This is a genomic window from Kitasatospora sp. NPDC057940 (assembly GCF_042887425.1).
Taxonomy (GTDB): Bacteria; Actinomycetota; Actinomycetes; order Streptomycetales; family Streptomycetaceae; genus Kitasatospora.
This window is the reverse complement of sequence record NZ_JBHVPH010000022.1, coordinates 18,446-44,770: the sequence shown is the minus strand read 5'-3', so window position 1 is coordinate 44,770 and position 26,325 is coordinate 18,446. Positions and strand designations below refer to the sequence as shown.

The following is a 26,325-nucleotide window of genomic DNA, read 5'->3' as shown; positions in this document are numbered from 1 at the left end:
GGGCAGCCGGGGGGCCGGCAGGGGCAGCCGACGGATCAGCGCAGGTAGGCGACCCGCCAGACGGCGAGAGCACAGGCCACCAGCGCGATCAGGGTGTAGAGCGCGATCGCCTTCCAGCCGGCCCGCTGCCCGGAGCCGCGGCGCGGCAGGCCCGGCCACTTGTACCCGGCGTGCCGGGCGGCCATCGCCCCCCAGCCGACCGAGGCGGCGGTGAGCAGCAGCCCGAGCATGCCGACCATGGTGGCGCGCGCCCCGGCCGAGCCGAAGGCGAGCGGGAAGGCGAACATCAGCGAGCCGAGGATGCCCAGCAGGGCGATCGGCAGGGTCTGCCACCAGCGGAGCCGGCGCAGCGGTCGGATCTCCCGCTCGTGCACCGCGCCCGCCGGGGTGCGGTTGTCCAGGGCGGGCAGTGCGACCGCGTAGGAGGTGGGTGCCTCCAGGCCGGTCAGCACGGGGAGGTCACCCCTCGTCGACTCGTCGGCCGGTGCGGTGACACTCCCGCTCTGGCCGGGTTCGGGGCCGGTACCCGTCGACACGCGGCCTCCCCTGACAGTTCGACACGAGCGGACTCGCGGTCGGGCACGGTCGGCCCGCGCGGCCGACCCCTACGCCTTCGATGATGGCATGTCCAGACGGGCGTTCCGGGCCTGACCGGCGTCGACGGGTGATCCGTGGCCATCACGTGATCGGGCCGTGACCGCCGGTTCGTCCTGCACGGCCACCTGCGCGCGCAGGTGCACCGCCGGATTGGCCGGAACCCGCCTACCCGGCCGGACTCTCCTGACGGTCGATCAGCTCCAGGGAGCGTTCCAGCAGCTCGACGGGGTCGGTGCCGGCCGGCCGGGACAGCCAGTGGATCCGGCCGTCGCGGCGGAACCAGGACTCCTGACGGCGGGCGAAGCGCTTGGTGGCCCGGACGGTCTCGGCCCGTGCCTCCTCCTCGGTGCACTCGCCGGCGAAGTGGTCCAGCACCTGCTGGTAGCCGAGCGCCCGGGAGGCCGTCCGGCCCTCCCGCAGCCCGACCCGCTCCAGCGCGCGCACCTCGTCCAGCAGGCCGGCCCGCCACATCAGGTCGACCCGCAGCGTGATCCGCTCGTCCAGTTCGGGGCGCGGCACCGCGACCCCGATCTGCACCGCGTCGTAGACGGCGGTGTTGCCGGGCAGGTTCGCGGTGAACGGCTGCCCGGTGATCTCGATGACCTCCAGCGCGCGGACGATCCGCCGCCCGTTGCCGGTCAGGATCGCCTCCGCGGCCGCCGGGTCCAGCTCGGCCAGCCGCCGGTGCAGCGCGAGCGGGCCGGCCTCCTCCAGCTCGGCCTCCAGCCGGGCCCGGACCGCCGGGTCGGTGCCGGGGAACTCCATCTCGTCGATCGCCGCCCGGACGTACAGCCCGGAGCCGCCGACCAGGACGGGCGTGCGCCCGGCGGCGAGCAGCCGGTCGATCTCGGCCCGGGCCAGCCGCTGGTACTCGGCGACGCTGGCGGCCTCGGTGACGTCCCAGACGTCCAGCAGGTGGTGCGGCACGCCGCCGCGCTCGGCGGGGGTGAGCTTGGCGGTGCCGATGTCCATGCCCCGGTACAGCTGCATCGAGTCGGTGTTGATCACCTCGCCGCCGAGGCTGCGGGCGATGGCGACGGCCAGGTCGGACTTGCCGGCGGCGGTCGCGCCGACGATGCAGACCACTCGGGGCTGGGCGGCGCGGGACTGGTCGGTACGGGAGCTGCTCACCGCTCCAGTCTCGCAAAACCGCCGCCGCCCCGGTGACCGGGCTGCCCGTCGGCCCCGACTGCGCGACGATGTGACCGTGTCCAGCCGACTCCGGCCGTCTCCGGCCGTTTCCGCAGTTGAGCCGGTTTGCGAACGGTTCGGCGGTGACGGACGTTGGGCAGGAGACAGGGACGAAAGGGTGAGATCGCCATGGGTCTGATGGACAACCTCAAGGGCAAGGCCGAGGAGCTCAAGGGCAAGGCCAGTGAGCTCGCCGGCAAGCACAGCGAGCAGATCGAGCACGTGGTGGACAAGGCCGGCGGCGCGATCGACAAGGCGACCAAGGGCAAGTACAGCGAGAAGATCGAGCACGGCGCCAGCAAGGCCAAGGGCGCGGTGGACGACTTCGCCCACAAGCCGAAGCCGGGCGAGGAGGGGCCGGCCGGCGGCAACGGCCAGGGGCCGCGGGCCTGACGCCCCGCGCTCCGGTCAGCTCCAGGACGCCACGACGTAGCCGACGCCGTACGGGGCGTCCTGGTAGCCGAGCCGCGCGGTGAGGCCGGCGCCCTCCGCGGCGCCGGCCAGCACCTGCCAGGGCGCCCGGCCCTCGGCCTTGAGCTCGGCGGCCAGACCGGTGTCCAGGGCGGCGAGCGCGGGCAGGTCGGCGGAGCCCAGCGCGGCCGCCAGGGCGGCGTCGAAGCCCTCGGCGCGCTCGTCCAGGTAGCCGGGCGCCTTCACCGAGCGGCAGGCGCTGCCGTCGCCCACCACCAGCAGGCCGACCCGGTCGGCCAGCTGGGCCAGGCCCTGGCCGAGCCCGAGCATCCGGTCGGCGGGCGCGTCGGCGGGCACCGCGCAGGCGTGCGTCGGCAGCGTCACCCCGGCGCGCTCCAGCAGCCAGGCGCCGACCGTCAGCGAGGGCGCCAGCTCCGGCCCCTCGACCCGGCCGCCGGGCAGCTTGGCGACCAGCGGCACCCCGTAGCGGTGGAAGGAGCCGGCCCCGCCCTCGGTCCACACCTCGGCCTCCGGCCCGGCGCCGACCACCACGACCAGCTGCGGTCCGGCCGCGACCAGGGCCGCCAGGGCCTCGTCACAGGCGGCCCGCAGCGGGTCCAGTTCGGCGGCCGCCCCGGCGGCGACCTCGGGGACGAGCAGCGGCGGACAGGGGCACACGGCGGCGGCTACCAGCATGCGGATCACTCTAGCCAAACGGCGACGGCGGCCCGGCCGGACTCGAAGTCCCGCCGGGCCGCCGGTGGAGGAGCGGGTCGCCGTTCGAGGAACGGACCCCGTTCGAGCAGCGGGCCGTCAGTCGCCGCAGCAGGCCCCGCCCGCCGGAGCGGCCAGGGGCAGCGCGGCCGGGGCACCGATGCCCGGCAGGCCGAGCATCACCCCGGCCGGCTTGGCCGCGGGCTTGGCCTGGCGCTTCTCCCAGGCGTCGCCGGCCCGGGTGCGGCGCACCGCGAGCGACGGGCCCTCGGCGAGCAGGTGGTGCGGGGCGGCGTAGGTGATCTCGACGGTCACCAGGTCGCCCGGGCGCACCGGCTCCGTCGGCCTGGTGAAGTGCACCAGCCGGTTGTCGGGGGCGCGGCCGGAGAGCCGGTCGGTCTTGTCGTCCTTCTTGCCCTCGCCCTCGGCGACCAGGATCTCCAGGGTGCGGCCGACCTGCTTCTTGTTCTCCTCCCAGGAGATCTCCTCCTGGAGGGCGATCAGCCGGTCGTAGCGGGCCTGCACGACGGCCTTCGGCACCTGGTCCGCCATCTCGGCGGCCGGGGTGCCGGGGCGCTTGGAGTACTGGAAGGTGAAGGCGTTGGTGAAGCGGGCCTCGCGGACGGTGTGCATCGTCTGCTCGAAGTCCTCCTCGGTCTCGCCGGGGAAGCCCACGATGATGTCGGTGGAGATGGCCGCGTCCGGCATGGCCTCGCGGACCTTCCGGATGATCCCGAGGAAGCGCTCCTGGCGGTAGGAGCGGCGCATCGCCTTGAGGACGGTGTCCGAGCCGGACTGCAGCGGCATGTGCAGCTGGTGCATCACGTTCGGCGTCTCGGCCATCGCGGCGATCACGTCGTCGGTGAAGTCGCGCGGGTGCGGCGAGGTGAAGCGGATCCGCTCCAGGCCCTCGATCTGGCCGGCGGCGCGCAGCAGCTTGGAGAAGGCCTCGCGGTCGCCCAGGTCGGAGCCGTAGGCGTTGACGTTCTGGCCGAGCAGGGTCACCTCGATGACGCCCTCGTCCACCAGCGCCTCGATCTCGGCGAGGACGTCGCCGGGGCGGCGGTCCTCCTCCTTGCCGCGCAGCGCGGGGACGATGCAGAAGGTGCAGGTGTTGTTGCAGCCGACGGAGATGGCGACCCACGCGGCGTACGCGGACTCGCGGCGGGTCGGCAGGGTGGAGGGGAAGGTCTCCAGCGACTCCAGGATCTCGACCTGGGCCTTGCGCTCGACCGCGGCCCGCTCCAGCAGCGCCGGCAGGTGGCCGATGTTGTGGGTGCCGAACACCACGTCGACCCAGGGGGCCTTGCGGACGATGGTGTCGCGGTCCTTCTGGGCGAGGCAGCCGCCGACGGCGATCTGCATGCCCTTGTGGCGGCTCTTGACCGGCGCCAGCTGCCCGAGGTTGCCGTACAGCTTGTTGTCGGCGTTCTCCCGCACCGCGCAGGTGTTGAACACGACCAGGTCCGGGTCGCCGTCCTGCCCGGCCTTGACGTAACCCGCGTCCTCCAGCAGGCCGGACAGCCGCTCGGAGTCGTGGACGTTCATCTGGCAGCCGTACGTGACGACCTTGTAGCTCTTCAATCCGCTCTCACCGCTCACCAGACCAGGGTACGGGCAGCCGCGAAGCGCTTTTCCCCCACCGTTTCCCCTCCCGTTCCGGCGGAGCGCCTGGCAGTATCCCTGCATGACCCCCACCACCCCGTCCCGTCTCGGCGCCGCCGTCCGCACCGCGGCCCGCAGCCCGCTGTGGCGGACGGTGCTGGTGCTGGTGCTGCTGGTCGCTGGGCTGGGCGGCTGGTGGCTGTCGGCGGGCCGCTCGCCCGGCTACCCGCGCGGCGAGACGCGCTTCGCGACCGGCGTGCAGCGCGGCGTCTACGACCGGTACGGGCAGTTGCTGGAGGCCCACGTCGCCAAGGCCATGCCGGGGGTGCGGCTGGCCCTGGACAACACCGAGGGCTCGGTCGACAACCTGGCCCGGGTGACCAGCGGCCAGGACGACTTCGCGATCGCCACCGCCGACGCCGTCGCCGACTACCAGGGCACGGGCAAGGACCGGCTGCGGGCGATCGCACGGCTGTACGACGACTACCTCCAGCTGATCGTCCCGTCCTCCTCGACGGTGCACCGCACGGCCGACCTCAAGGGGCTGCGGGTCGGCGTGGGCCTGCCGCAGTCCGGGGTGAACCTGGTGACCAGGCGGCTGCTGGCCGCGGCCGGCCTGGACCCGGACCACGACATCGTCCCGGTGTCGGCGGGCGTCGGCGACGCCGCCGACCAGCTGCGGGAGAACAAGCTCGACGCCTTCTTCTGGTCCGGCGGGCTGCCGACCAGCGCCCTCACCGACCTGTCCGACCACATGCGGATGCGGGTCGTGCCGCTGGGGGACCTCGCCGGGGCCATCCACAAGATGGAGGGCGGCGGCACCGACGCCTACCGGGCGGCCACCATGCCCAAGGGCACCTACCCGAACGCCGACCCCAAGGACGCCGTCGCCACCGTGGCCGTGCCCAACCTGCTGGTCACCCGGGACGACGTGGACCCGGGCCTGGTCGAGGGCATGACCCGGGCGGTGATCGACAGCCGCGACCAGATCGGCGCCCAGGTGCACGCCGCCCAGCTGGTCGACCTGCGCACCGCCGTCTACACCGACCCGCTCCCGCTGCACGAGGGCGCGGCCCGCTACTACCGCTCGGTGAAGCCCTGAAGGTGAGGCCCGAAAGCCCGGAAGCCCGGAAGCCCGGAAGCCCTGACGCCGTGCGGGCGCCGTACGAGCGCCGTGGGCCCGTACGGGCTACCGCTTCTCCGGCCGCGGCACCGTCAGCGTCACCGCGAGCCCGGTCGGCTGGACCGGGGCGAAGGCGAGCGAACCGCCGCCCGCCGCCAGCAGGGTGCGGGCGATCGACAGGCCGAGCCCGGAGCCGTCCACGTTCTGGTGCCGCGGGCTGCGCCAGAAACGGTCCCCGGCGCGGGGCAGCTCGTCCTCGGCGAGGCCGGGCCCGGCGTCCGCGACGGTCACCGCGACCTCGTCCCGGCGCACCGAGACCTTCAACCGCACCTCGCTACCGGCCGGGCCGAACTTGAGCGCGTTGTCCAGCACGGCGTCCAGGGCGGAGCCGAAGCCGATCGGGTCCGCCATGCCGACGGCGAGCGCCGGGCCCTCCCAGCGCAGCTCGATCCCGCGCTGCTCGGCGACCGGCCGCCAGGCGTCGACCCGGGCCAGGGTGAGCGCGGCCAGGTCGGTCTGCTCGGGTCCGGGGCGGGCGTGCTCGGCGGTGGCCAGGCCCAGCAGGTCGTCCAGCACCCGGGCCAGCCGGACGCCCTCCTCCCGGACGCCGCCGAGCTCCTCCTCGTGCCCCTCGGGCAGTTCCAGGCCGAGCACCTCGACCCGCAGCAGCAGGGCCGCCAGCGGGTTGCGCAGCTGGTGCGAGGCGTCCGCGACGAAGGCCTTCTGCTGGTCCATGGCGAGCACCACGTGGTCGGCCATCTCGTTGAACGAGCGGGCCAGCCGCTGCAGCTCGGGCGGGCCGCCGCCGGGCGCGACCCGGGCGGCCATCCGGCCGGTGGCGATGTCGTGGGTGGCCCGGTCGAGGGTGCGGACCGGGCGCAGCACCCACTCGGTGAGCCGGCCGGCCAGCAGCACCGCGACGATCATCGCGGCGGCCTCGCCGGCGCCGATCACCAGCCAGCTGTGCAGGATCCGGGTGCGCAGCGCCCCGGTGGGGGACTCGCTGAGCACCACCGCGACCACGTCGCCGTCGCGCACCACCGGGGTGGCGACGGTCAGGGTGCGGTCGTCGGTCCACGGCCAGACCTGGGGCGGGTTGTGGCTGCGCCGCCCGTCCAGCGCCTCCTGGAAGGCCTGCGCGCCCCAGCCGCCGGGGGGCACCCGCCAGTCGGCGGGGGCGGCGGCGATCGGCACGCCGTCGCGCTGGAAGATGCCCAGCCGCACGCCGTACAGGTCGTGGTAGCGGCGGACCTCGGCGTCGATCGCGTGCCGGCGGCTGACGTCGCCGGGGGCGGGCTCCGGGTCGCCCTTGAGCGCGGAGTCCACCGCCGAGGGGCCGGAGGTGGGCAGGTCCTGGGCGAAGCGGGCGGCGTCGTCGAGCCGGTCGACGACCACCTTGCTCTGCTCGGCCGCCGCGACCGCCGCCGCGAGCGGCAGCCCCAGGGCGGCCAGGACGCAGAGCATGAGGGCGATCAGGATGCCGAGCAGGCGGGTGCGCACGTGCGGTCAGCGCTCCGCGGGGGCGGGCGGGGCCGGGTCCGCGGCGGGTGCCGGGGACTCCGGGATCAGGCGGTAGCCGACGCCGCGGACGGCCTCGACCAGGCCGGGCAGCGCGAGCTTGTTGCGCAGCGAGCCGATGTGCACCTCCAGGGTGCGCCCGTTGCCCTCCCAGCCGCTGCGCCAGACCTCGCTGAAGATCTGCTCGCGCCGGTAGACCACGCCGGGGCTCTGGGCGAGCAGGGCGAGCAGGTCGAACTCCTTGCGGGTGAGCGGCACGTCCCGGCCGTCCACGCTGACCCGGCGGCGCTCCCGGTCGATCCGGATGCCGCGGGACTCCAGCGGGCCGCGCTGCTGCGGGACGGCGTCGGGCGCGGGCACCGCCACCGAGGCGGGGGCGGCGCCGCGGCGGGCCACCGCGTGGATGCGGGCGAGCAGCTCGCCCATGTCGTAGGGCTTGGTGACGTAGTCGTCGGCGCCCAGGTTGAGGCCGTGGATCCGGGAGCGGATGTCGGCGCGGGCGGTGACCATGATCACCGGGACGCCGCTGCCGGCCCTGATCCGGCTGCACACCTCGAAGCCGTCGCGGTCGGGCAGCCCGAGGTCGAGCAGCACCACCCGGTACGGGTCGTTCCCGTCCGGCACCAGGGCGTCCAGCGCCTCGTGCCCGCTGCGGGCGTGCCGGACCTGGAAGCCGTGCCGGCCCAGTACCGCGACCAGCGCGGCGGCCACGCGTTCGTCGTCCTCGACGAGCAGCAGTCGCATCCTGTTCTCCTCCTTCCCCCACCTGATCACCGGGACCGCCCGGTCGGGCCCCGGTCCTGCGCAGTATGAGCCAGTGGGCGGCCCGGCGCCAGGCTCGGTCGCCCGACGGCTGCCGCGGGGCGGGGCGCGCCGGCGCGGACGCCCGCTTTCACATGCCCCGTTGGCGCCCCGGCGAACAGCCCGCGAGCAGCGTGTGGCCGTTTCGTGATCCTCAAGTTCCGCTCAGATCGGCTGACGGCACGTCGTCATCACTCCTATGGTCGGCCCACCGGGGGCTGCGGCTCCGCCGGTCGCGGCTCCCGGATTTCGTACCACCATTGCCGCCCAAGGGAGTTCAGACTTTCACGGGCCGACACGAGGGAGCAGGCGCGATGGCCGAGAATCCGGTCGAGGACTCCACCCCTGCAGCCGCCCCCCTGGTCGTGCTGAGCAGCGTGAACAAGCACTACGGAGCGCTGCACGTCCTCCAGGACATCGACCTGAAGATCGTCCAGGGCGAGGTCGTGGTCCTGATCGGGCCGTCCGGCTCCGGCAAGTCGACGCTCTGCCGGACGATCAACCGGCTGGAGACCATCGACTCCGGCACGATCACCATCGACGGCCGCCCGCTGCCCGCCGAGGGCAAGGAGCTGGCCCGGCTGCGCGCCGAGGTCGGCATGGTGTTCCAGAGCTTCAACCTGTTCGCGCACAAGACGGTACTGGAGAACGTCGTCATCGGCCAGGTCAAGGTGCGCGGGATCGCCCGGGCGCAGGCCGAGAAGACCGCCCGCGAGCTGCTGGAGCGGGTCGGCGTCGGCGCGCAGGCCGACAAAGTCCCCGCCCAGCTCTCCGGCGGCCAGCAGCAGCGCGTGGCGATCGCCCGGGCGCTGGCGATGAAGCCCAAGGTGATGCTCTTCGACGAGCCCACCTCGGCCCTCGACCCGGAGATGGTCAACGAGGTGCTGGAGGTCATGCGCCAGCTGGCCGCCGACGGCATGACGATGGTCGTGGTCACCCACGAGATGGGTTTCGCCCGCTCCGCCGCCAACCGCGTGCTGTTCATGGCCGACGGCCGGATCGTCGAGCAGAACACCCCGGACGCCTTCTTCACCGCGCCGCGTTCCGACCGTGCCAAGGACTTCCTCTCGAAGATCCTCCACCACTGACGCTTCGAGACCACGCGGGGCCGCCACCGGCAAGGACGCCGGGCGGCCCTGCCCGTGCACGCACCTTCCAGACGCCAGAGCCCGGTTAGCCGTGGCCCAGCTCCCAGGAGAACAACCCTCATGAGGACTCGTCGCACCCTCGCCGTCGCGCTCTGTGCCGTCGCGCTCACCGCCACCGCCGCCTGCGGCAAGGACGGCACCCCCGGCGCCACCGCCGCGAGCAGCGGCAACGCCCCGGCGCTGCCCACCTACACGGTCAAGACCGACGTCAAGATCGACTCGGCGATCCTCGCCGAGGCGAAGAAGCGCGGCCAGCTGATCATCGGCGCCAAGGCCGACCAGCCGTTCCTGGGCTTCGAGGACGTCGCCAGCGGCGACCGCAGCGGCTTCGACATCGAGATCGCCAAGATGATCGCCGCCGACCTCGGCTTCAGCCCGCAGCAGATCAAGTGGCAGACGCTGGTCTCCTCGCAGCGCGAGCCGGCCATCGCCAAGGGCCAGATCGACTTCTACGTCGGCACCTACAGCATCAACGACGAGCGCAAGAAGACGGTCTCCTTCGCCGGCCCGTACTACATCGCCGGCCAGGACTTCCTGGTGAAGGCCGACAACACCTCGATCACCGGCCCGGAGAGCGTCGGCGGCAAGAACATCTGCACCGCCACCGGCTCCACCTCGATCAAGAACATCCAGCAGTACAACCCGAAGATCACGCAGTTCGACACCTACTCGGCCTGCGTCGAGAAGCTGCTCTCCGGCGAGGTCGACGCGGTCACCACCGACGACGCGATCCTCAAGGGCTACGCCTCCAAGTACGCCCCCAAGCTCAAGGTGGTCGGCAAGCCGTTCACCAAGGAGAACTACGGCGTCGGTCTCAACAAGGACGACGCGGTCCTGCGCAACGCCATCAGCGACGCGCTCAAGGCCCACGAGGACAACGGCGACTGGAAGAAGGCCTACGACGCGACCCTGGGCGCGTCCGGCTCCGCCGCGCCGGCCGTGCCGGCCCTCGAGCGCTACTGATCCGGTCCACGCCCGACCATCCGTCCTGACCATCTGATGAGAGGAGGGCCGCCGGATGGGGTTCCTGTTCGAGCAGGACAACTTCGCGTTGTTCCGCGACGGCTTCCTGCAGACGATCGAGCTGAGCGCGCTCAGCGCCCTGCTCGCCCTGCTGCTGGGCACCCTGCTGGCGGCCTTCCGGGTCTCCCCGGTGCCGGTCCTGCGTGCCTTCGGCACCGCCTGGGTCACGCTGTTCCGCAACACCCCGCTGACCCTGCTGTTCTTCGCCGTCACCTTCGGCCTGCCGCCGCTCGGGGTGCACTTCAGCCACCTCACCTTCGCGGTGCTGGCACTCGGCGGCTACACCGCCTCGTTCGTCTGCGAGGTGATCCGCTCGGGCATCAACACCGTGCCGCTCGGGCAGGCCGAGGCGGCCCGCAGCCTCGGCATGAGCTTCGGTCAGACCCTCACCCTGGTCATCCTGCCGCAGGCCACCCGGACCGTCATGGCCCCGCTGAGCAGCGTGTTCATCGCGCTGCCGAGGAACTCGGCGATCGCCGGCGCGTTCAGCGTCAGCGAGCTGTACAGCGTGCAGCAGACCCTCTCCGAGCGCGGCTACGCGATCTTCGGGATCTTCTTCTGGGTGGCCTGCGCCTACCTGGTGATCAGTGCCACGGTCGCCACGCTGTTCCGCGTCCTGGAATCCCGACTGGCGGTGGCCCGATGAGCAACCTCTTCACCCGCACCCCCACGGCCAGCGTCCTCTACGACGCCCCCGGCCCGCGGGCCCGCTTCCGGTACCGGCTGTTCGGGGCGCTGGCGCTGATCGGCGTCGCCGCCCTGCTCTGGTACGTCTTCACCGCGCTCTCCGACAACGGCCAGTTCGACCCGCAGATGTGGGACGCGTTCCAGTACAACACCGTCCAGCAGCGCATCGTGGACGGCCTGCTCTCCACCCTGAAGGCCTTCGGCCTGGCCGCGCTGTTCTCGCTCACCCTGGGCGGCCTGCTCGCCGCCGGGCAGCTCTCCGACCACAAGCCGGTCCGCTGGGCGGCCGTCGGCTTCGTCCAGTTCTTCCGGGCGATGCCGCTGCTGATCCTGATCGTCGCGCTCTACTACGCGTTCTTCGCGAAGGAGCCGATGTGGGCGCTGGTGCTCGGCCTCACCCTCTACAACGGCTCGGTGCAGGCCGAGATCATCCGCAGCGGCGTCAACGCCGTCCCGCGCGGCCAGGGCGAGGCGGCCTACGCGCTCGGCATGCGCAAGACCCAGGTGATGGCCTCCATCCTGGTGCCGCAGGCCGTCCGTTCGATGCTCCCCACGATGATCGGCCAGCTGGTCGTCACCCTGAAGGACACCTCGCTCGGCTTGATCATCACGTACCAGGAACTGCTGTTCGTCGGCAAGGCGATCGCCAGCCAGCCGATCAACGCCGCGGGCTTCCCCTACATCCCCGTGGTGCTCGTGATCGGTCCGATCTACATCGCCATGTGCCTGCTGTTGACCGCCCTCGCCCGGTGGATCGAAGCGCGCGGCCGTCGCGGCGCGAACCGGCGCACTTCAGCTGCTGCTTGACGCACACGCAGGTGAACTGTTGCATTGCTCTTCGTGACACCTCCCGGGAGCATCCACGCGGCATATGCGGCAGCGGTAACTGACGCCGGCCCATCGGCCGGTTCGTGCCCGGAGGTCACCACATGGACCCGGTGATCGTGGTCGGGGCCGGACCGGTCGGTCTGGCCCTGGCCCTCGCCCTCGCCCGGCACGAGGTGCCGACCATCGTCCTGGACGAGGGCTCCGGGCTCTGCCCCGAGGGCCCGCGCAGCGTCGTCCTCGGGGCCGACACCGCCGCCTTCCTCACCCGGATCGGCTACCCGCGGGCCGTCTCCGACTCCGCCCTCTGGGACTCCTTCACCGTCTGGCGCCGCCGCCAGGAGGTGCTGCGGATCGACCTCGCCGACTCCCCCGCCTTCCACCTGCCCCAGCACCGCCTCCAGCGCGGCCTGCGCGACGCCCTCACCGGCACCCCGCTGGTCCGGCTGGTCCCGCTGAGCCGGGTCGTCGAACTCGAACAGGACCGCGACGGCGTCAGCGTCCGCACCCACGGCACCCAGGACGGCTCCAGCACCTGGTGGCGCGGCAGCCACCTGGTCGGCTGCGACGGCGCCAGATCCGCCGTCCGCAAGCTCCTGAAGATCCGCTTCCCCGGCCGCCCCGCCGTCGACCGCAACGCCATCGCCACCGTCCGGGTCGACCTGCCCTTCCACGAGGCCCGGCTGCACCGCGAGCCCCCGTGGCGCGGCGACCGCGAGGCCTCCGCCCGCCCGCTCCCGGACGGCGTCTGGCGGCTCGACTGGCGGCTGCCCCCCGGGCGGCCCGCCCCCACCGAAACCGTCGACCCGCACGCCACCTGGCCCGGCGTCGTCACCGGCGACACCCTGCTCACCCGGGTCACCGCCACCCTCACCGGCTGGTGCGGCGAACTCCCCCGCTTCGACCTGCTCGCCGCCGCCGACCACACCGCCCAGCAGCGCCTCGCCGCCCGGTTCCGCAGCGGCCGCTGCTTCCTCGCCGGCGACGCCGCCCACCTGCACGGCGCGCTCGGCATGCAGAACCTGGCCGACGGGCTGCGCGACGCCGACAACCTCGCCTGGCGGCTCTCCCTCGCCTGGCACCTCCACTCCGGCGGCCCGCAACCCGGAGGCTCCCTGCTGGACGGCTACGAGGCCGAACGGCGCGGCGCGGTCGGCGCCCGGCTGCGCGCCGTCGACCAGTCCATGCCGCTGCTGCGCCCGCTGCGCGGCTGGCAGCAGACCCGGCGCTCGCTGCTGGTCGGCGGCTTCCGCAAGCACGCGCCGCTGCTCGCCGACGGACAGCTCGGCACCGGCCGCTTCGGTGGCGCGCCCGCCTACCCGGCCGCGCCCTCGGGCGTCCCCGGCCGGGTGCCGGTCCAGCGCGGCGCCCGCGGCACCACCTCGCTCAGCGAACTGCTGCCGGCCACCGCCCCCGGCGTGCTCGTCCCGGACCTGCCGGTGCTCGCCGCCGACGGCACCCCGGACCACCTGCACGCCCGGCTCGGCGTCACCTTCCTGCTGCTGCTGGTCGCCCCCGGCACCGCCGTCTGGTCCGCCGAGCACTGGCTGGGCGCGGGCCTGATGCCCCGGCTCGCCGAGGTCGCCGCCGCGCTGCCGGTGCCCGCCGAAGTGCTGGTCACCGAGGAGTACCCGGAGGCCGGGCCGCACACCGTGCTGCTGATCCGGCCGGACGGGCACCTGGTCGGCGCCACCCAGGGCGCCGCCGCCGAGGACCTGCTGGCGCTCGCCGACCGCGCCCGGGGCGGGCCGGCCCCGCTCGCCGGCGCACCCGAGCCCGAGCCCGACCAGGACCCCGCGCCGGAGCCCGCCGCCCGCCAGGCGCCCCAGCAGGTGGACTCACCCCGCGCCTAGGGCCTGGCGCGCCCCGGGCGTGCACCGGACAGGGCTGGGCAGGACAGCGCTGGACAAGGCAGGGCAGGGCAGGGCTGGGCTGGGCAGGGCCTAACTCGCCACCGCGATGGCCCGGCTCTCCCGGACCACCGTCACCCGGATCTGGCCCGGATAGGTCAGCTCCTCGGAGACCTGCCGCGCGACCTCCCGGGCGATCAGCTGCGCCCCGAGGTCGTCCACCTCCTCCGGCCGCACCATCACCCGCACCTCGCGCCCCGCCTGCATCGCGTACACCTCGGCCACGCCCTCGTGCGCGCGGGCGATCTCCTCCAGCCGCGCCAGCCGCCGCACGTACACCTCCAGCGACTCCTTGCGCGCCCCGGGCCGCCCGCCCGAACAGGCGTCCGCGGCCTGCGTGAGCACGGCCTCCACGGTGCGCGGCTCCACCTCGCCGTGGTGCGCGGCGATCGCGTGCACCACCTCCGGGGACTCCCCGTGCCGGCGGGCGAAGTCCGCGCCGACCGCCGCGTGGCTGCCCTCGACCTCGTGGGTGAGCGCCTTGCCGATGTCGTGCAGCAGCGCCGACCGCCGCACCGGCTCCGGGGCCACCCCGAGCTCGGCGGCCATCATCCCGGCCAGGTGCGCGGACTCCAGCAGGTGCCCGAGCACGTTCTGCCCGTACGAGACCCGGTAGCGCAGACTGCCCAGGGTGCGGACGAGTTCGGGGTGCATCCCGCCGCCGACCCGGGCGTCCAGCAGGGCGTCCTCACCGGCCCGGACGCAGCACTGCTCGACCTCCTCGCGGCTGCGCTCGTGGACGTGCTCGATCCGGGTCGGGTGGATCCGGCCGTCCTCGACCAGTTGTTCCAGGGTGAGCCGGGCGGTCTCCCGGCGGACCGGGTCGAAGCAGGAGAGCTGCACCGTCGCGGGGGTGTCATCGATGATCAGATTGACGCCGGTGACCGCCTCGAAGGCGCGGATGTTGCGGCCTTCGCGGCCGATGATCCGGCCCTTCATGTCCTCGCTCGGCAGCCGGAAGACGGTGACCGCCGTCTCGGCGGTCTGCACCGTCGCCAGCCGCTGGATCGCCCCGGCGAGGATGCCCCGGGCCCGGCGCTCGCCCTCCTCCCTGGCCTCGCGCTCGATCTCCCGGACCGTGACCGCGGCCTCCCGCCGGGCCGTGGTCGCGGCCTCGCGCAGGAGTTCGGCGCGGGCCTGCTCGGCGGACAGTCCGCCGGCCCGTTCCAGTACCGCCACCCGGCGGGTCACCAGCGCCTCGGCCTCGCCCCGGGCGCGCTCCAGCTCGGCGGAGCGCGCGGCGAGTGCGTCCTCCCTGGCCCGGACCCGGCGCAGCTCCTCGGCCAACTGCTCCTCGCGCCGGGCGAGTTCGTCCCGCTGCCGGGAGGTCTGCTGCTCGGCCCAGCCGCGGACCCGCTCGGCCTCGACGCCGGCGCGCCGCTGGGCGGCCCGGAGCCGCTTGGCCAGCAGCCCGACCAGGACGGCGAGGAGCAGCAGGACGGCGCCGGCCGACCCGGCGAGTGGCAGCAGGGAGGCGTCCGGTCCGGTGCCCGCAGAGATCCTCATGCCGCCCACTCCCCGTCACCGCTGTCCGGCGCCCGGCGTGGACCGCCGTCCGGAAGCGCCCCCGCACTGAGTGCGAGGCTAGGTGCGGGTCACGAAACGGTCAAGACTCGACCTGGACTGGACCAAGAACCGTACGCAATGGCTACCTGACGGCCACCATTCCCTCCCGGTTCCCGACGGTCAGCCCGGCTCCTCCTCGTCCAGCGCGCTCCGCACCACCCGGAACGCCAGCCCCTCGGAGTAGCCGCGCCGGGCCAGCACGCCGACCAGCCGCCGCATCCGGACCTGCGGGTCCAGCCCCCGGGTGGACCGCAGCTTGCGGTCCACCAGTGCCCGGGCGGCCTCGGTCTCGTCGTCGTGGTCGAGCTGGGCGACGGCCTGTTCGACCAGGTCCGCGGCCACGCCCTTGGTACGCAGTTCCTGGGCCAGCGCCCGCCGGGACAGCCCCCGGACGGCGTGCCGGGACTCCACCCAGGCCGCGGCGAAGGCCGCGTCGTCGATCAGCCCGACCTCTTCGAGCCGGGTGAGCACCTCGTCGGCGACGTCGTCCGGGATCTCCCGCTTGCGCAGGGCGTCGGCGAGCTGTTTCCGGCTCTTGGCGGCGCCGGTGAGCAGCCGCAGGCAGATGTCGCGGGCGCGGGTCTCGGGATCGGCCGTCTCCTCGGCCGCGGCCCGCTTCCGCGCGGTCCGGCCGGTACGGGCGGAGGGGTCGTGCTCGTCACCCGGAGCGCCCGCCTCCTCCGAGGCGTGCCCGGCGGAGCGCCCGGCCGCAGCGCGCCGCCCACGACGTGCGCCGGCACCGGTGCGCGGGGCCGGGGCGGTCACACCCCCGTGACCGACCGCCCCGGCCTCGCCCCGGCCGTCGCCCGCCGTCGCGGCGCCAGCCTCGTCGAACTCCTCGGCCGCCAGCGCCGAGCGCCGCCTGCGGCGGCCGGTGGGCAGTTCGGAGGCGGAGACGAGCCCGAGCTCGTCCACCGTCGGCTCCGCCGGAGCCGGCCCGGGCGCCGCGCCGCGCACCGCCCGGGCCGGCGCCCGGTCGAACTCCGGTTCCGGACCGGATGCCCACTGTGCGGCGGAGGACCGCTCCCGCCGCCGCCCCTTCCGGGACTGCGACCGCGCCCTGGGCGTCGCCTCGAACGGCGGCTCCGGCTCCCCCGCCACGGCGGCGAACCAGTCCGGCGGCCCGTAGTCGTCGCCGTCCGGATCCGAAGGTCCGCCCTCACCCACTGCGTCGTGCTGCGTCAACGGTTCAGGCCTTGGCGGCCGCCGCCGTCTTCTTCGCCGCGGCCGTCTTGGCGGCGGTCGCGGTGATCGGCTTCGCGGCGCCGTCGGCGGCAGCGGCCGCCGCCTCGCCCTCGGCCGGCTCCTCGGTCTTCGGGCCGATGCCGAGCTTGCCCTTGATCTTCCGCTCGATCTCGTCGGCGAGCTGCGGGTTGTCCCGCAGGAAGTTGCGGGCGTTCTCCTTGCCCTGGCCGAGCTGGTCGCCCTCGTAGGTGTACCAGGCGCCGGACTTGCGGATGAAGCCGTGCTCGACGCCCATGTCGATCAGGCCGCCCTCGCGGCTGATGCCGACGCCGTAGAGGATGTCGAACTCGGCCTGCTTGAACGGAGCGGCGACCTTGTTCTTGACCACCTTGACGCGGGTGCGGTTGCCGACCGCCTCGGTGCCGTCCTTCAGGGTCTCGATCCGGCGGATGTCCAGCCGGACCGAGGCGTAGAACTTCAGCGCCCGGCCACCGGTCGTGGTCTCCGGCGAGCCGAACATGACGCCGATCTTCTCGCGCAGCTGGTTGATGAACACCGCCGTGGTGCCCGACTGGTTCAGCGCACCGGCGATCTTGCGCAGCGCCTGGCTCATCAGCCGGGCCTGCAGACCGACGTGCGAGTCGCCCATCTCGCCCTCGATCTCCGCACGCGGGACGAGCGCCGCGACCGAGTCGATGATGATCAGGTCGACCGCGCCGGAGCGGATCAGCATGTCGGTGATCTCCAGCGCCTGCTCACCGGTGTCCGGCTGGCTGACCAGCAGGGCATCGGTGTCCACGCCGAGCTTCTTGGCGTACTCGGGATCGAGCGCGTGCTCCGCGTCGACGAAGGCGACCGTGCCGCCGGCCCGCTGGGCGTTGGCCGCCAGGTGCAGGGTCAGGGTGGTCTTGCCGGAGGACTCGGGGCCGTAGATCTCGACCACCCGGCCGCGCGGGATACCGCCGACACCGAGGGCCACGTCCAGGGCGGTGGACCCGGTGGGGATCACGTCGATCGGCTCGTTGGCCTTCTCGCCCAGGCGCATCACCGAGCCCTTGCCGAACTGCCGCTCGATCTGAGCGAGGGCGTTCTCAAGGGCCTTCTCGCGGTCCGTACCTGCCATGGCTTCCACCCTCGGGTTCTGTGCTGTGCGCTTCATCGTCCTCGACGCTAGCGCGTCCCACTGACAAACGAGCCCGACCCGGCTCCGCCTGTGGAAAACTCCTCGCCGGAGAGTACAGAGAACAAATGTTCGATTCAAGCTTCGCACGTCCGAACGGTGCCGCCGCCACCGGCCGGGTCACCTCCCGTCGCCGCCGACCATCCGCCGCAGCCGCCGCGCCGCCTCCCGGCGCAGCTCCCGCCGGGCCCGCCGCTGCTCGCCCCGGTCGATCCGCGGGTCGGTGGCCACCTCGTACCGCCGCACGTACGTCCCGACGAAGCCCTGCAGGGTGGCCGCCGCCGGGATGGCGATCAGCGCGCCCACCGCGCCGAGCAGCGCCGCGCCCGCGATCACCGCCCCGAACGCGACCGCCGGGTGCACGTCCACCGTCCGCGCGGTGATCCTCGGGTGCAGCAGGTAGTTCTCGACCTGCTGGTAGACCACCACGAAGATCAGCACCCAGAGCGCGTCCACCGGCTGCACGGTGAGCGCCACCAGCACCGGCAGCGCGCCGGCCAGGTACGTCCCGATGGTCGGCACGAACTGCGACATGACGCCGACCCAGACCGCCAGCGCGGCCGCGTACGGCAGGTCGAGCAGCGCGAACATCACCCAGTGCCCGATCGCGGAGACCACCGCGAGCAGCGCCCGGGAGTACAGGTAGCCGCCGGTCTTGGCGAGTGCGATCTCCCAGGCCCGCAGCACCTCGCCCTGCTTGGCGGGCGGCAGCATCGAGCAGACCGTCCGGCGGACCCGCGGGCCCTCGGCGGTGAAGTAGAAGGTGAACAGTCCGACCGTGAAGGCCTGGAAGAGCCCGCCGATCACGGTGGAGGAGAGGCCCCAGACGTTGTCGGCGGCCTGCTGGGCGTAGCTCTCGATCGCGCCGGAGTCCTTGAGCAGCTTCTTCTGCAGCTCGCCCAGCGACACGTCCTGATGGAACGTCCGGTTCACCCAGTTGATCAGGCTGTCGACCAGGTGCGGCAGGTCCCCGGCAATCTTCGCGACCTGATCGACCAGCAGCGTGCCGAGCGCCGCGAGGAACCCGATCACCGCGATCCCCACCGCGACGAACACCAGGAAGGTGCCGATCCCGCGACGCACCCCGCGCGCCGCCATCCGGTCGACGGCCGGCTCCAGCGCCAGCGAGAGGAAGAAGGCCACCAGCAGCATCACGAAGAGGTCGATCAGCTGGTGGAAGGCCCAGTCGGCGAGCTGGAACAGCCCGACCAGCACCAGGGCCAGCACCATCGCCCGGGGCAGCCAGCGCGGCATCCCGCTTCCCCAGAGGCCGCCGGCCGCGCCCTCCGGCAGCCGCGGTTCGGGCGCCGGGCCCGGAGCCTCGTCGGCGACCCGCGCCGCCCTGTCCGAATTCTGTGCTTCTGCGCTGCTTGTCACTCCGACAGTCTCACCCATCCCCCGGAGCCGCCCGAGCACCGGGCACCCCGCCGGGGCGGGGTCGGTCCCGCGGGCGGGCGGGGGTCAGCGCAGCACGCCGGAGACGCCCTGGGTCTCGCAGACCACCCGCCAGACGTCCTTGGCCTCCCAGCCCGCCTCCAGCGCCTGCCGCACCGTCCGCCCGCCGAGTTCGCTCATCACGTGGTCGGAGGCGAAGGACTCCGCGTACGCCTCCCCGAAGTGCGCGTGCATCCGTCGCCAGAACTCCGTCAGCCTCATGGCTCCAGTATCCCGGACCGCTCGGCGCCGTCCCGAGCCCGCCACTGCCCGGCCGTCAGCGCGTACTCGACCTCGCCGTGCTCGCTGCCGGGGATCGCCTCCGGGTAGTCCTCGTGGAAGGTGCGGACGAACGACAGCCCGGTCTTCTCCATGACCCGCCGCGAGCCCGTGTTGACCGTCATCGTGTACGCCACCACCCGCCGCACGCCCAGTTCGGTGAAGCCGCGGCGCACCAGCGCCCGCGCCCCCTCGGTCGCGTACCCGAGCCCCCAGGCGGCCCGGCGCAGCCGGTACCCCAGCTCGACCTCGGAGCGGTCGCCGTCCCGCGTCGGCCGGAACTCGAACCAGCCCAGGAAGGCCCCGCCGTCCCGTTCCTCGGCCGCCCACCAGCCGAGGTCGCCGTACCGCCGGTAGTGCGCGAGGTACAGCGGCAGCAGTTCGCCCTCGACCCGCTCCCGCGCGGTCGGCCGCCCGCCGGTGAGGTGGCGCATCACCTCCGGGTCGCCGTCCAGTTCGACCAGGTGGTCGACGTCCGCTGCGGTGAAGCGGCGCAGCACCAGCCGCTCGGTGGTGAGGAAGACGGTCACGCCCCGATCCTCACCCGTCGGCCCGGACGGCGTCACCCGGTTTTCCGCCCGCCTCAGCGCGGCAGCGCGAGCAGCCCGGCACCGAAGTACTGCCGGGCCCCGCAGGCGTACGGCCCGGGCGGGCAGGCGGCCGCCGCGGTGCCGGCGAGCAGGGCCGCGAGCGGGGCGGAGCCGTAGTCCGGGTGCAGGGCGGCGGCCACCGCGACCGCGCCGGTGACGTGCGCCGCCGCCATCGAGGTCCCGGCCAGTGCCGCGTACTGCCCGCCCGGCCAGTCGGAGACGATCGCGCCCTGCGGCCCGCTGTCCGGGTCGCCGCCGGGGGCGGCCAGCGAGACCCGGCCGCGGCCGTAGTTCGAGTAGCCGGACGGGCGGCCGTCCCGGTTGACGGCGGTGACGGTGACGACGCCGGGCAGTTCGCCGGGCAGCCGGATGCACTCGGTGCCCAGGTAGCGGGAGCGGGCCGGGCCGGAGACCCGGTCGTTGGGGCTGCGTTCGTCCGTCCGGGCGGCGCCGAGGTCCTGCCCGTCGTTGCCCGCCGAGGCGACCACGACGGCGCCCTTGCGCTGGGCGTAGGCGGAGGCCCGGCCGACGGCGGCGGTCAGCGCGGCCTGGTCCTGGTCCTCCGGGCAGTTGTACTTCCACGGGTCGGCGAAGTAGCTGTTGTTGATCGCCTTGGCGCCGTGGTCGGCGGCCCAGAGCATGCCGCAGACGATGTTCTCGGCGTAGTACTGGCCGAGCGGTCCGAGCAGCCGGACGGCGGCGATCCGCACGCCCGGCGCGACCCCGGTGACGCCGTGGCCGTCCCGGACGGCGCCGACGATCCCGGCGACGTGGGTGCCGTGGCCGCTCTCGCTGACCCCGGGGTCGGGCCGCCAGGAGCCGGAGCGGGCGTCGGGCCGGCCGTCGGCGCAGGAGACGGAGGCCTTCGGGTCGACGGCGGCGCGCAGGTCCGGGTGGGTGTCGTCGACGCCGGAGTCGAGCACCGCGACGAGCACCGTGTGCAGCGCGTCGGCGGTCGGCGCTCCGGCGGGACCGCGGATCCCGGTGGAGGCGTCGCCGGCCCGGGCGCCGGCGCCGCCGAGCATGGTGAGGTTCCACGGGTCGCCCTCGCCCGGGTCGGGCACCGTGACGGTGCCGCCGTCGTGCCGGTCGGTGCCGTCGCCACGGGCGCTGTCGGTGCTGCTGCGACGGGCGTGATCGCTGTCGCGACGGGCCTGATCGGTGCTGCTGCGGCCGGCCCGGTCGGCGCGGTCGGTACCGGCGGTGAAGTCCCCGGCGCCGTCCAGCAGGCGGGGCGGGGCGACCACCGGTTCGGTCCGGGTGGTGCCGACGGCGGCGATCCCGGGCCGGGCCCGCACGGTGCCCGCGAAGCCGCCGGTGGCGTACGCCAGGACGGCCCCGATCTGCGGGTACTCCTGGACCACCTGTCCGCCCGCCGCCCGGCTCTCGGCCCCGGCCAGGGCGGCCCCGGCGGCGTCCTCCTGCGCGGCGAGCACCAGGTAGCTGAGGTAGGGCCGGCCGGATCCGGACACGTACGGGACGGCGCCGCCGACCACGAGTGCGGTGAGCAGCATCGCGAGCAGCGCCCGGGCGGGTCCGCGGACGCGGCGGCGGGCGGCACGGGCGGGACTGCCGGACGGGTTCACCTGCGCCATCGCACGGTCTCCGCTCGTCGGTCCGGTGGGTCGGGGGTCGGTCGGGGGTGGGCCGGGGTGGATCACTGGCCTGATTCATCACCATATGAGCGGATTTGCCTTTTTGCTCCTTTAACTACACCCGTGCTCACCACACCCGTGCGGCCTCCGCTCCCCCGCCCCGGTTGTCGGTGCCACCCGGCACCATGGGGGCATGGCGCCCCAGCACCCGACCCCGCCGGACGACGACCCCCTGGCCGGATTCGCCCCGACCACCCGGGCCTGGTTCACCGGCGCCTTCTCCGCCCCCACCACCGCCCAGGCCGAGGCCTGGCGCGCCATCCGGCAGGACACCGACGTCCTGGTGGTCGCCCCCACCGGCTCCGGCAAGACGCTCGCCGCCTTCCTCTCCGCCCTGGACCGGCTGAGCAGCACCCCGCCCCCGGCCGACCCCAAGCGCCGCTGCCGGGTCCTGTACGTGTCGCCGCTCAAGGCCCTCGCGGTGGACGTCGAGCGCAACCTGCGCGCCCCGCTGACCGGCCTGCGCCAGGCCGCCGTCCGGCTCGGCCTGCCCGAGCCCGAGGTCCAGGTCGCCACCCGCTCCGGCGACACCCCCGCCGCCGACCGCCGCCGCTTCGCCACCCACCCGCCGGACATCCTGATCACCACCCCCGAGTCGCTGTTCCTGCTGCTCACCTCCGCCTCCCGGGAGGCGCTGCGCGGCGTCGACACGGTGATCCTCGACGAGGTCCACGCCGTCGCCGGCACCAAGCGCGGCGCCCACCTCGCGCTCAGCCTGGAGCGGCTGGACGAACTGCTGGAGCGCCCGGCCCGCCGGATCGGCCTGTCCGCGACCGTCCGCCCGGTCGAGGAGGTGGCCCGCTACCTCAGCCCGCAGCGCGGCGCCGTCGTCGTCCAGCCCGCCGCCGCCAAGGAGTTCGACCTGTCGGTGGTCGTCCCCGTCCCCGACCTGGACGACCTGCCCGCGGCCCCGGCCACCGGCGCCTCCTCCGACGCCGACCCGCAGCGGCAGGCCTCGATCTGGCCGCACGTCGAGGAGCGGATCGTCGACCTGGTCCAGGCGCACCGCTCGACCATCGTCTTCGCCAACTCCCGCCGCCTCGCCGAGCGCCTGTGCAACCGGCTGAACGAGATCGCCCTCGAACGGGCCACCGGTGAGCCGCTGCCCGAGGCGCACTCCCCCGCCCAGCTGATGGCCGAGTCCGGCGTCGCCAAGGGCGCCCCGCCGGTCATCGCGCGCGCCCACCACGGCTCGGTCTCCAAGGAGCAGCGGGCGCTGGTCGAGGAGGAGTTGAAGGCCGGCCGGCTGCCCGCCGTGGTCGCCACCTCCAGCCTGGAACTGGGCATCGACATGGGCGCCGTCGAACTGGTCGTCCAGGTCGAGTCCCCGCCCTCGGTCGCCTCCGGCCTGCAGCGGGTCGGCCGGGCCGGCCACCAGGTCGGCGCCGTCTCCACCGGCGTCTTCTTCCCCAAGTACCGCGGGGACCTGGTGCAGTCCGCCGTGGTCACCGAACGGATGCGGGCCGGCCGGATCGAAGCGCTGCGCGTCCCGCGCAACCCGCTGGACGTGCTCGCCCAGCAACTGGTCGCGATGACGGCACTGGACGCCTGGCCGGTGGACGACCTGCTCACGGTGGTCCGCCGCGCCGCGCCCTTCGCCACCCTCCCGCAGTCCGCCTTCGAGGCCGTGCTCGACATGCTGGCCGGCCGCTACCCCTCCGACGCCTTCGCCGAGTTGCGCCCCCGGGTGGTCTGGGACCGGGTGGCCGGCACCGTGACCGGCCGGCCCGGCGCCCAGCGGCTCGCCGTCACCTCCGGCGGCACCATCCCCGACCGCGGCCTGTTCGGCGTCTTCATCGCCGGCGTCGACCCCAAGAAGGGCGGCGGCCGGGTCGGGGAGCTCGACGAGGAGATGGTCTACGAGTCCCGCGTCGGCGACGTGTTCACCCTCGGCACCACCTCCTGGCGGATCCAGGAGATCACCCACGACAAGGTGCTGGTCACCCCCGCCCCCGGCGTGCCCGGCCGGCTCCCGTTCTGGAAGGGCGACACCCTCGGCCGCCCGCTCGAACTCGGCCGCGCCCTCGGCGCGTTCACCCGCGAGCTGGGCGCCCTGGCGCCCGAGGCCGCCACCGCCCGGCTGCACCGGGCCGGCCTGGACGACTGGGCCGCCGCCAACCTGCTCGACTACCTCGCCCAGCAACGCGCCGCCACCGGCCACCTCCCGGACGACCGCACCATCGTCGTCGAACGCTTCCGGGACGAGCTCGGCGACTGGCGGATCGTCATCCACTCCCCCTTCGGCGCCCAGGTGCACGCCCCCTGGGCGCTCGCGCTCGGCGCCCGGCTGCGCGAGAAGCACGGCCTCGACCCCCAGGTCATGCACGCCGACGACGGCATCGTGCTGCGCCTGCCGGACGCCGACCTCCTCGCCACCGACTTCGACTTCAACAGCCCCTCGGAGCGGTCCGGTTCGGACGAGGCCCCGGTCGGCGCCGACGCCGCCCTGTTCGACGCCGCCGAGATCGAGCAGCTGGTCACCGACCAGGTCGGCGGCTCCGCCCTGTTCGCCTCCCGCTTCCGCGAGTGCGCCGGACGTGCCCTGCTGCTCCCGCGCCGCAGCCCCGGCCGCCGCACCCCGCTCTGGCAGCAGCGCCAACGCGCCGCCCAACTGCTCGAAGTCGCCTCCGAGTACGGCTCGTTCCCGATCGTCCTGGAGGCCGTCCGCGAGTGCCTCCAGGACGTCTTCGACGTGCCGGGCCTGGTCGAGCTGATGGGCGACCTCGAATCCCGCGCCGTCCGCCTGGTCGAGGTCACCACCCCCGAGCCCTCGCCCTTCGCCCGCTCCCTCCTGTTCGGCTACGTCGCCCAGTTCCTCTACGAGGGGGACTCCCCGCTCGCCGAGCGCCGCGCCGCCGCCCTCTCGCTCGACTCCCGGCTGCTGTCCGAACTCCTCGGCCAGGCCGAGCTGAGCGAACTGCTCGACCCGCAGGTCCTCGCCGACTTGGAGGCCGAGCTCCAGCGCCTCACCCCCGAGCGCCGGATCAAGGACGCCGAGGGCGTCGCCGACGCGCTGCGCCTGCTCGGCCCGCTCACCGAGGCCGAGCTGGCGGCCCGCGGCGCCGAGCCGCTCTGGGCCCTGGAGTTGGAGGCGGCCCGCCGGGTGATCCAGGTCCGGATCGCCGGCGAGCGGCGCTGGTCCGCCGTCGAGGACGCCGGGCGGCTGCGCGACGCGCTCGGCACCCCGCTGCCGGTCGGTGTCCCCGAGGCCTTCACCGAGCCGGTCAAGGATCCGCTGGGCGACCTGCTCGCCCGCCACGCCCGCACCCACGGTCCGTTCGCCGCCGCCGAGGCGGCCGCCCGCTTCGGCCTCGGCACCGCCGTCGTCACCGGCACCCTGCACCGGCTCACCGCCGCCGGCCGCCTGGTCCAGGGCCAGTTCCGCCCACCCGCCGCCCGCCTGCACCCTTCGCCGGAGGCGCTCCACACCACCCCTCCCGACCACACCACCACCGAGTGGTGCGACGCCGAGGTCCTGCGCCGGCTGCGCCGCCGCTCGCTGGCCGCCCTGCGCCAAGAGGTCGAACCCGTCCCACCGCGCGCCCTGGCCGCGTTCCTCCCGCAGTGGCAGCACCTGGCCGGCCACCGGCTGCGCGGCCCGGACGGCCTGCTCCGGGTGGTCGAACAGCTCCAGGGCACCGCCCTGCCCGCCTCCGCCCTGGAGAAACTGATCCTCCCGGCCCGGCTCACCGACTACTCCCCCGGCCTGCTGGACGAGCTGACGGCGGCCGGCGAGATCGGCTGGTGCGGGGCCGGCGCGCTGCCCGGCAAGGACGGCTGGATCAGCCTGCACCTGGCCGAGCACGCCCACCTGCTGCGGCCCGAGCCCGTCCCGCCCGCGCTCACCCCCGTGCACAGCGCGCTGATGGCGGCGCTGGCCGGCGGCTACGGCCTGTTCTTCCGCCAGCTGGTCCAGCAGTTGCCGGAGGAGGCCCCGGAGCCGGAGGTCGTCGAGGCGCTCTGGGACCTCGTCTGGGCCGGGTACGTCACCAACGACACCCTCGCCCCGCTGCGCGCCCTGCTCGGCTCCGGCCGGACGGCCGGTGCCACCGCCCACCGCGCGCCCCGGGCGACCCCGCGCGGCCGCTACGGCGGCGCCGGCCGCGCCTTCGGCCGGGTCGGCGGCGCGCTGCGCAGCGGCCCGCCGACGGTGGCCGGGCGCTGGTCGCTGCTGCCCGCCTTCACCGCCGACCCGACGGTCCGGGCCACCACCCAGGCCCAGAGCCTGCTGGACCGGCACGGCCTGGTGACCCGGGGCGCGGTGGCCGCCGAGCGGGTGCCGGGCGGCTTCGCCGGGGTGTACCGGGTGCTCGCCGCGATGGAGGAGCGCGGCCGGGCCCGCCGGGGCTACTTCGTGGAGGGGCTGGGCGGCGCCCAGTTCGCCATGGAGGGCGCGGCCGACCGGCTGCGCTCGGTGAACGGCCGGCTGGAGCGGGCCCGGGCCGCCGAGTGGCCGGCCGCCCCGGCCACCGAGCCGCCGCAGGTACTGGTGCTGGCCGCCGCCGATCCGGCGAACGCCTACGGCTCCGCACTGCCCTGGCCGGAGCCGCCGACGGCCCCCGGGGCCAAGGAGACCCGGGCGCACCGCCCGGGCCGCAAGGCGGGCGCCCTGGTGGTCCTGGTGGACAGCGAGCTGGCGCTGTACGTCGAGCGGGGCGGCAAGTCACTGCTGGCCTGGCCGGAGGACGACGCCACCCGGGCGCTGGCGGTGGGCGCGCTGGCGGCCGCGGTCCGCGAGGGTGCGCTCGGCAGCGTCACGGTCGAGCGGGCGAACGGCGAGCCGGCCCTCGGCTCGGCGCTGGGCGCCGCGCTGGAGGAGGCCGGTTTCCACGCCACCCCGCGCGGCCTGCGCCTGCGGTCCTCCTGAGGCCCGCCGACGCCGA

General features: G+C 74.4%; 21 protein-coding genes. 8 read left to right on the top strand and 13 right to left on the bottom strand.

Translation table 11 applies throughout. The features are described 5' to 3' along the window. Window positions 1–35 precede the first annotated feature (35 nt). Together ACFVTF_RS27815 and miaA are read right to left on the bottom strand one after the other, a co-directional pair. The gene (locus ACFVTF_RS27815; protein WP_063349335.1) at window positions 36–536 is read right to left on the bottom strand and encodes a hypothetical protein; all 501 of its coding nucleotides are present in this window, start codon (window positions 534–536) and stop codon (window positions 36–38) included. A 226-nt stretch (window positions 537–762) separates the two neighbouring features. Then, window positions 763–1,728 carry a tRNA (adenosine(37)-N6)-dimethylallyltransferase MiaA gene (gene miaA / locus ACFVTF_RS27810; protein ID WP_387817165.1) on the bottom strand — a complete coding sequence of 322 codons (966 nt, stop codon included), beginning with the start codon at window positions 1,726–1,728 and terminating at the stop codon, window positions 763–765. A gap of 189 nt (window positions 1,729–1,917) precedes the next feature. Between miaA and ACFVTF_RS27805 the strand changes: the two genes are divergently transcribed. Further along, window positions 1,918–2,181 (top strand): antitoxin, encoded by a 264-nt coding sequence (locus ACFVTF_RS27805; RefSeq protein ID WP_371518973.1) that lies wholly within the window; start codon window positions 1,918–1,920, stop codon window positions 2,179–2,181. A 15-nt stretch (window positions 2,182–2,196) separates the two neighbouring features. Here ACFVTF_RS27805 and ACFVTF_RS27800 read toward each other — a convergent pair whose 3' ends face one another. Beyond that, entirely contained in the window at window positions 2,197–2,895 is a 699-nt protein-coding gene (locus ACFVTF_RS27800) for a class III extradiol dioxygenase subunit B-like domain-containing protein (protein WP_387817164.1), read from the bottom strand. 117 nt (window positions 2,896–3,012) lie between these two features. Next, window positions 3,013–4,515, bottom strand: coding sequence for a tRNA (N6-isopentenyl adenosine(37)-C2)-methylthiotransferase MiaB (gene miaB, locus ACFVTF_RS27795; protein WP_363584577.1), 1,503 nt, complete (start codon window positions 4,513–4,515; stop codon window positions 3,013–3,015). A gap of 85 nt (window positions 4,516–4,600) precedes the next feature. Between miaB and ACFVTF_RS27790 the strand changes: the two genes are divergently transcribed. Beyond that, a complete protein-coding gene (locus ACFVTF_RS27790; RefSeq protein WP_387817163.1) occupies window positions 4,601–5,620 on the top strand; it encodes a TAXI family TRAP transporter solute-binding subunit in 1,020 nt (339 codons plus the stop codon). A gap of 87 nt (window positions 5,621–5,707) precedes the next feature. On the opposite strand, the gene ACFVTF_RS27785 is transcribed toward ACFVTF_RS27790, so the two are convergent. Beyond that, entirely contained in the window at window positions 5,708–7,141 is a 1,434-nt protein-coding gene (locus tag ACFVTF_RS27785) for a sensor histidine kinase (protein ID WP_387817162.1), read from the bottom strand. A gap of 6 nt (window positions 7,142–7,147) precedes the next feature. Further along, window positions 7,148–7,903 (bottom strand): response regulator transcription factor, encoded by a 756-nt coding sequence (locus tag ACFVTF_RS27780; protein WP_350880177.1) that lies wholly within the window; start codon window positions 7,901–7,903, stop codon window positions 7,148–7,150. A 371-nt stretch (window positions 7,904–8,274) separates the two neighbouring features. On the opposite strand from ACFVTF_RS27780, the gene ACFVTF_RS27775 reads away from it, so the two are divergent. The 5 genes from ACFVTF_RS27775 (at window position 8,275) to ACFVTF_RS27755 (ending at window position 13,496) form a co-directional block, all read left to right on the top strand. Then, complete coding sequence (locus tag ACFVTF_RS27775) at window positions 8,275–9,048, top strand: amino acid ABC transporter ATP-binding protein (RefSeq protein ID WP_371518963.1); 774 nt, start codon at window positions 8,275–8,277, stop codon at window positions 9,046–9,048. Between the two features lie 120 nt (window positions 9,049–9,168). Continuing rightward, window positions 9,169–10,071 carry a glutamate ABC transporter substrate-binding protein gene (locus tag ACFVTF_RS27770; RefSeq protein ID WP_363623184.1) on the top strand — a complete coding sequence of 301 codons (903 nt, stop codon included), beginning with the start codon at window positions 9,169–9,171 and terminating at the stop codon, window positions 10,069–10,071. A 55-nt stretch (window positions 10,072–10,126) separates the two neighbouring features. Then, window positions 10,127–10,777 carry an amino acid ABC transporter permease gene (locus tag ACFVTF_RS27765; RefSeq protein WP_387817161.1) on the top strand — a complete coding sequence of 217 codons (651 nt, stop codon included), beginning with the start codon at window positions 10,127–10,129 and terminating at the stop codon, window positions 10,775–10,777. Further along, the gene (locus tag ACFVTF_RS27760) at window positions 10,774–11,625 is read left to right on the top strand and encodes an amino acid ABC transporter permease (protein WP_387817160.1); all 852 of its coding nucleotides are present in this window, start codon (window positions 10,774–10,776) and stop codon (window positions 11,623–11,625) included. The genes ACFVTF_RS27765 and ACFVTF_RS27760 overlap by 4 nt, the downstream gene beginning before the upstream one ends. 122 nt (window positions 11,626–11,747) lie before the next feature. After that, window positions 11,748–13,496: an FAD-dependent monooxygenase gene (locus ACFVTF_RS27755; protein ID WP_371518954.1), complete on the top strand. Its 1,749-nt coding sequence runs from the start codon at window positions 11,748–11,750 to the stop codon at window positions 13,494–13,496. Window positions 13,497–13,586: 90 nt separating this feature from the next. On the opposite strand, the gene rny is transcribed toward ACFVTF_RS27755, so the two are convergent. The 7 genes from rny to ACFVTF_RS27720 all read right to left on the bottom strand — a co-directional run bounded on the left by rny (window position 13,587) and on the right by ACFVTF_RS27720 (window position 21,382). Next, on the bottom strand, window positions 13,587–15,059 hold the full coding sequence (gene rny / locus ACFVTF_RS27750; RefSeq protein WP_387817159.1) for a ribonuclease Y: 1,473 nt from the start codon (window positions 15,057–15,059) through the stop codon (window positions 13,587–13,589). A gap of 180 nt (window positions 15,060–15,239) precedes the next feature. Beyond that, window positions 15,240–16,304, bottom strand: a complete 1,065-nt coding sequence (gene recX, locus ACFVTF_RS27745) for a recombination regulator RecX (protein ID WP_387817158.1) — start codon at window positions 16,302–16,304, stop codon at window positions 15,240–15,242. Between the two features lie 4 nt (window positions 16,305–16,308). Next, window positions 16,309–17,427: a recombinase RecA gene (gene recA, locus ACFVTF_RS27740; RefSeq protein ID WP_363630360.1), complete on the bottom strand. Its 1,119-nt coding sequence runs from the start codon at window positions 17,425–17,427 to the stop codon at window positions 16,309–16,311. Window positions 17,428–17,604: 177 nt separating this feature from the next. Beyond that, window positions 17,605–18,861 carry an AI-2E family transporter gene (locus tag ACFVTF_RS27735; protein WP_387817157.1) on the bottom strand — a complete coding sequence of 419 codons (1,257 nt, stop codon included), beginning with the start codon at window positions 18,859–18,861 and terminating at the stop codon, window positions 17,605–17,607. An 84-nt stretch (window positions 18,862–18,945) separates the two neighbouring features. Beyond that, on the bottom strand, window positions 18,946–19,140 hold the full coding sequence (locus tag ACFVTF_RS27730) for a DUF3046 domain-containing protein (RefSeq protein ID WP_363584597.1): 195 nt from the start codon (window positions 19,138–19,140) through the stop codon (window positions 18,946–18,948). Continuing rightward, window positions 19,137–19,727, bottom strand: coding sequence for a GNAT family N-acetyltransferase (locus tag ACFVTF_RS27725; RefSeq protein ID WP_387817156.1), 591 nt, complete (start codon window positions 19,725–19,727; stop codon window positions 19,137–19,139). Before ACFVTF_RS27725 ends, ACFVTF_RS27730 begins: the two co-directional genes overlap by 4 nt. 53 nt (window positions 19,728–19,780) lie before the next feature. Next, a complete protein-coding gene (locus ACFVTF_RS27720) occupies window positions 19,781–21,382 on the bottom strand; it encodes a S8 family serine peptidase (protein ID WP_387817154.1) in 1,602 nt (533 codons plus the stop codon). 193 nt (window positions 21,383–21,575) lie between these two features. Between ACFVTF_RS27720 and ACFVTF_RS27715 the strand changes: the two genes are divergently transcribed. Further along, entirely contained in the window at window positions 21,576–26,309 is a 4,734-nt protein-coding gene (locus ACFVTF_RS27715; protein ID WP_387817153.1) for an ATP-dependent helicase, read from the top strand. The last annotated feature ends 16 nt before the right edge of the window (window positions 26,310–26,325 follow it).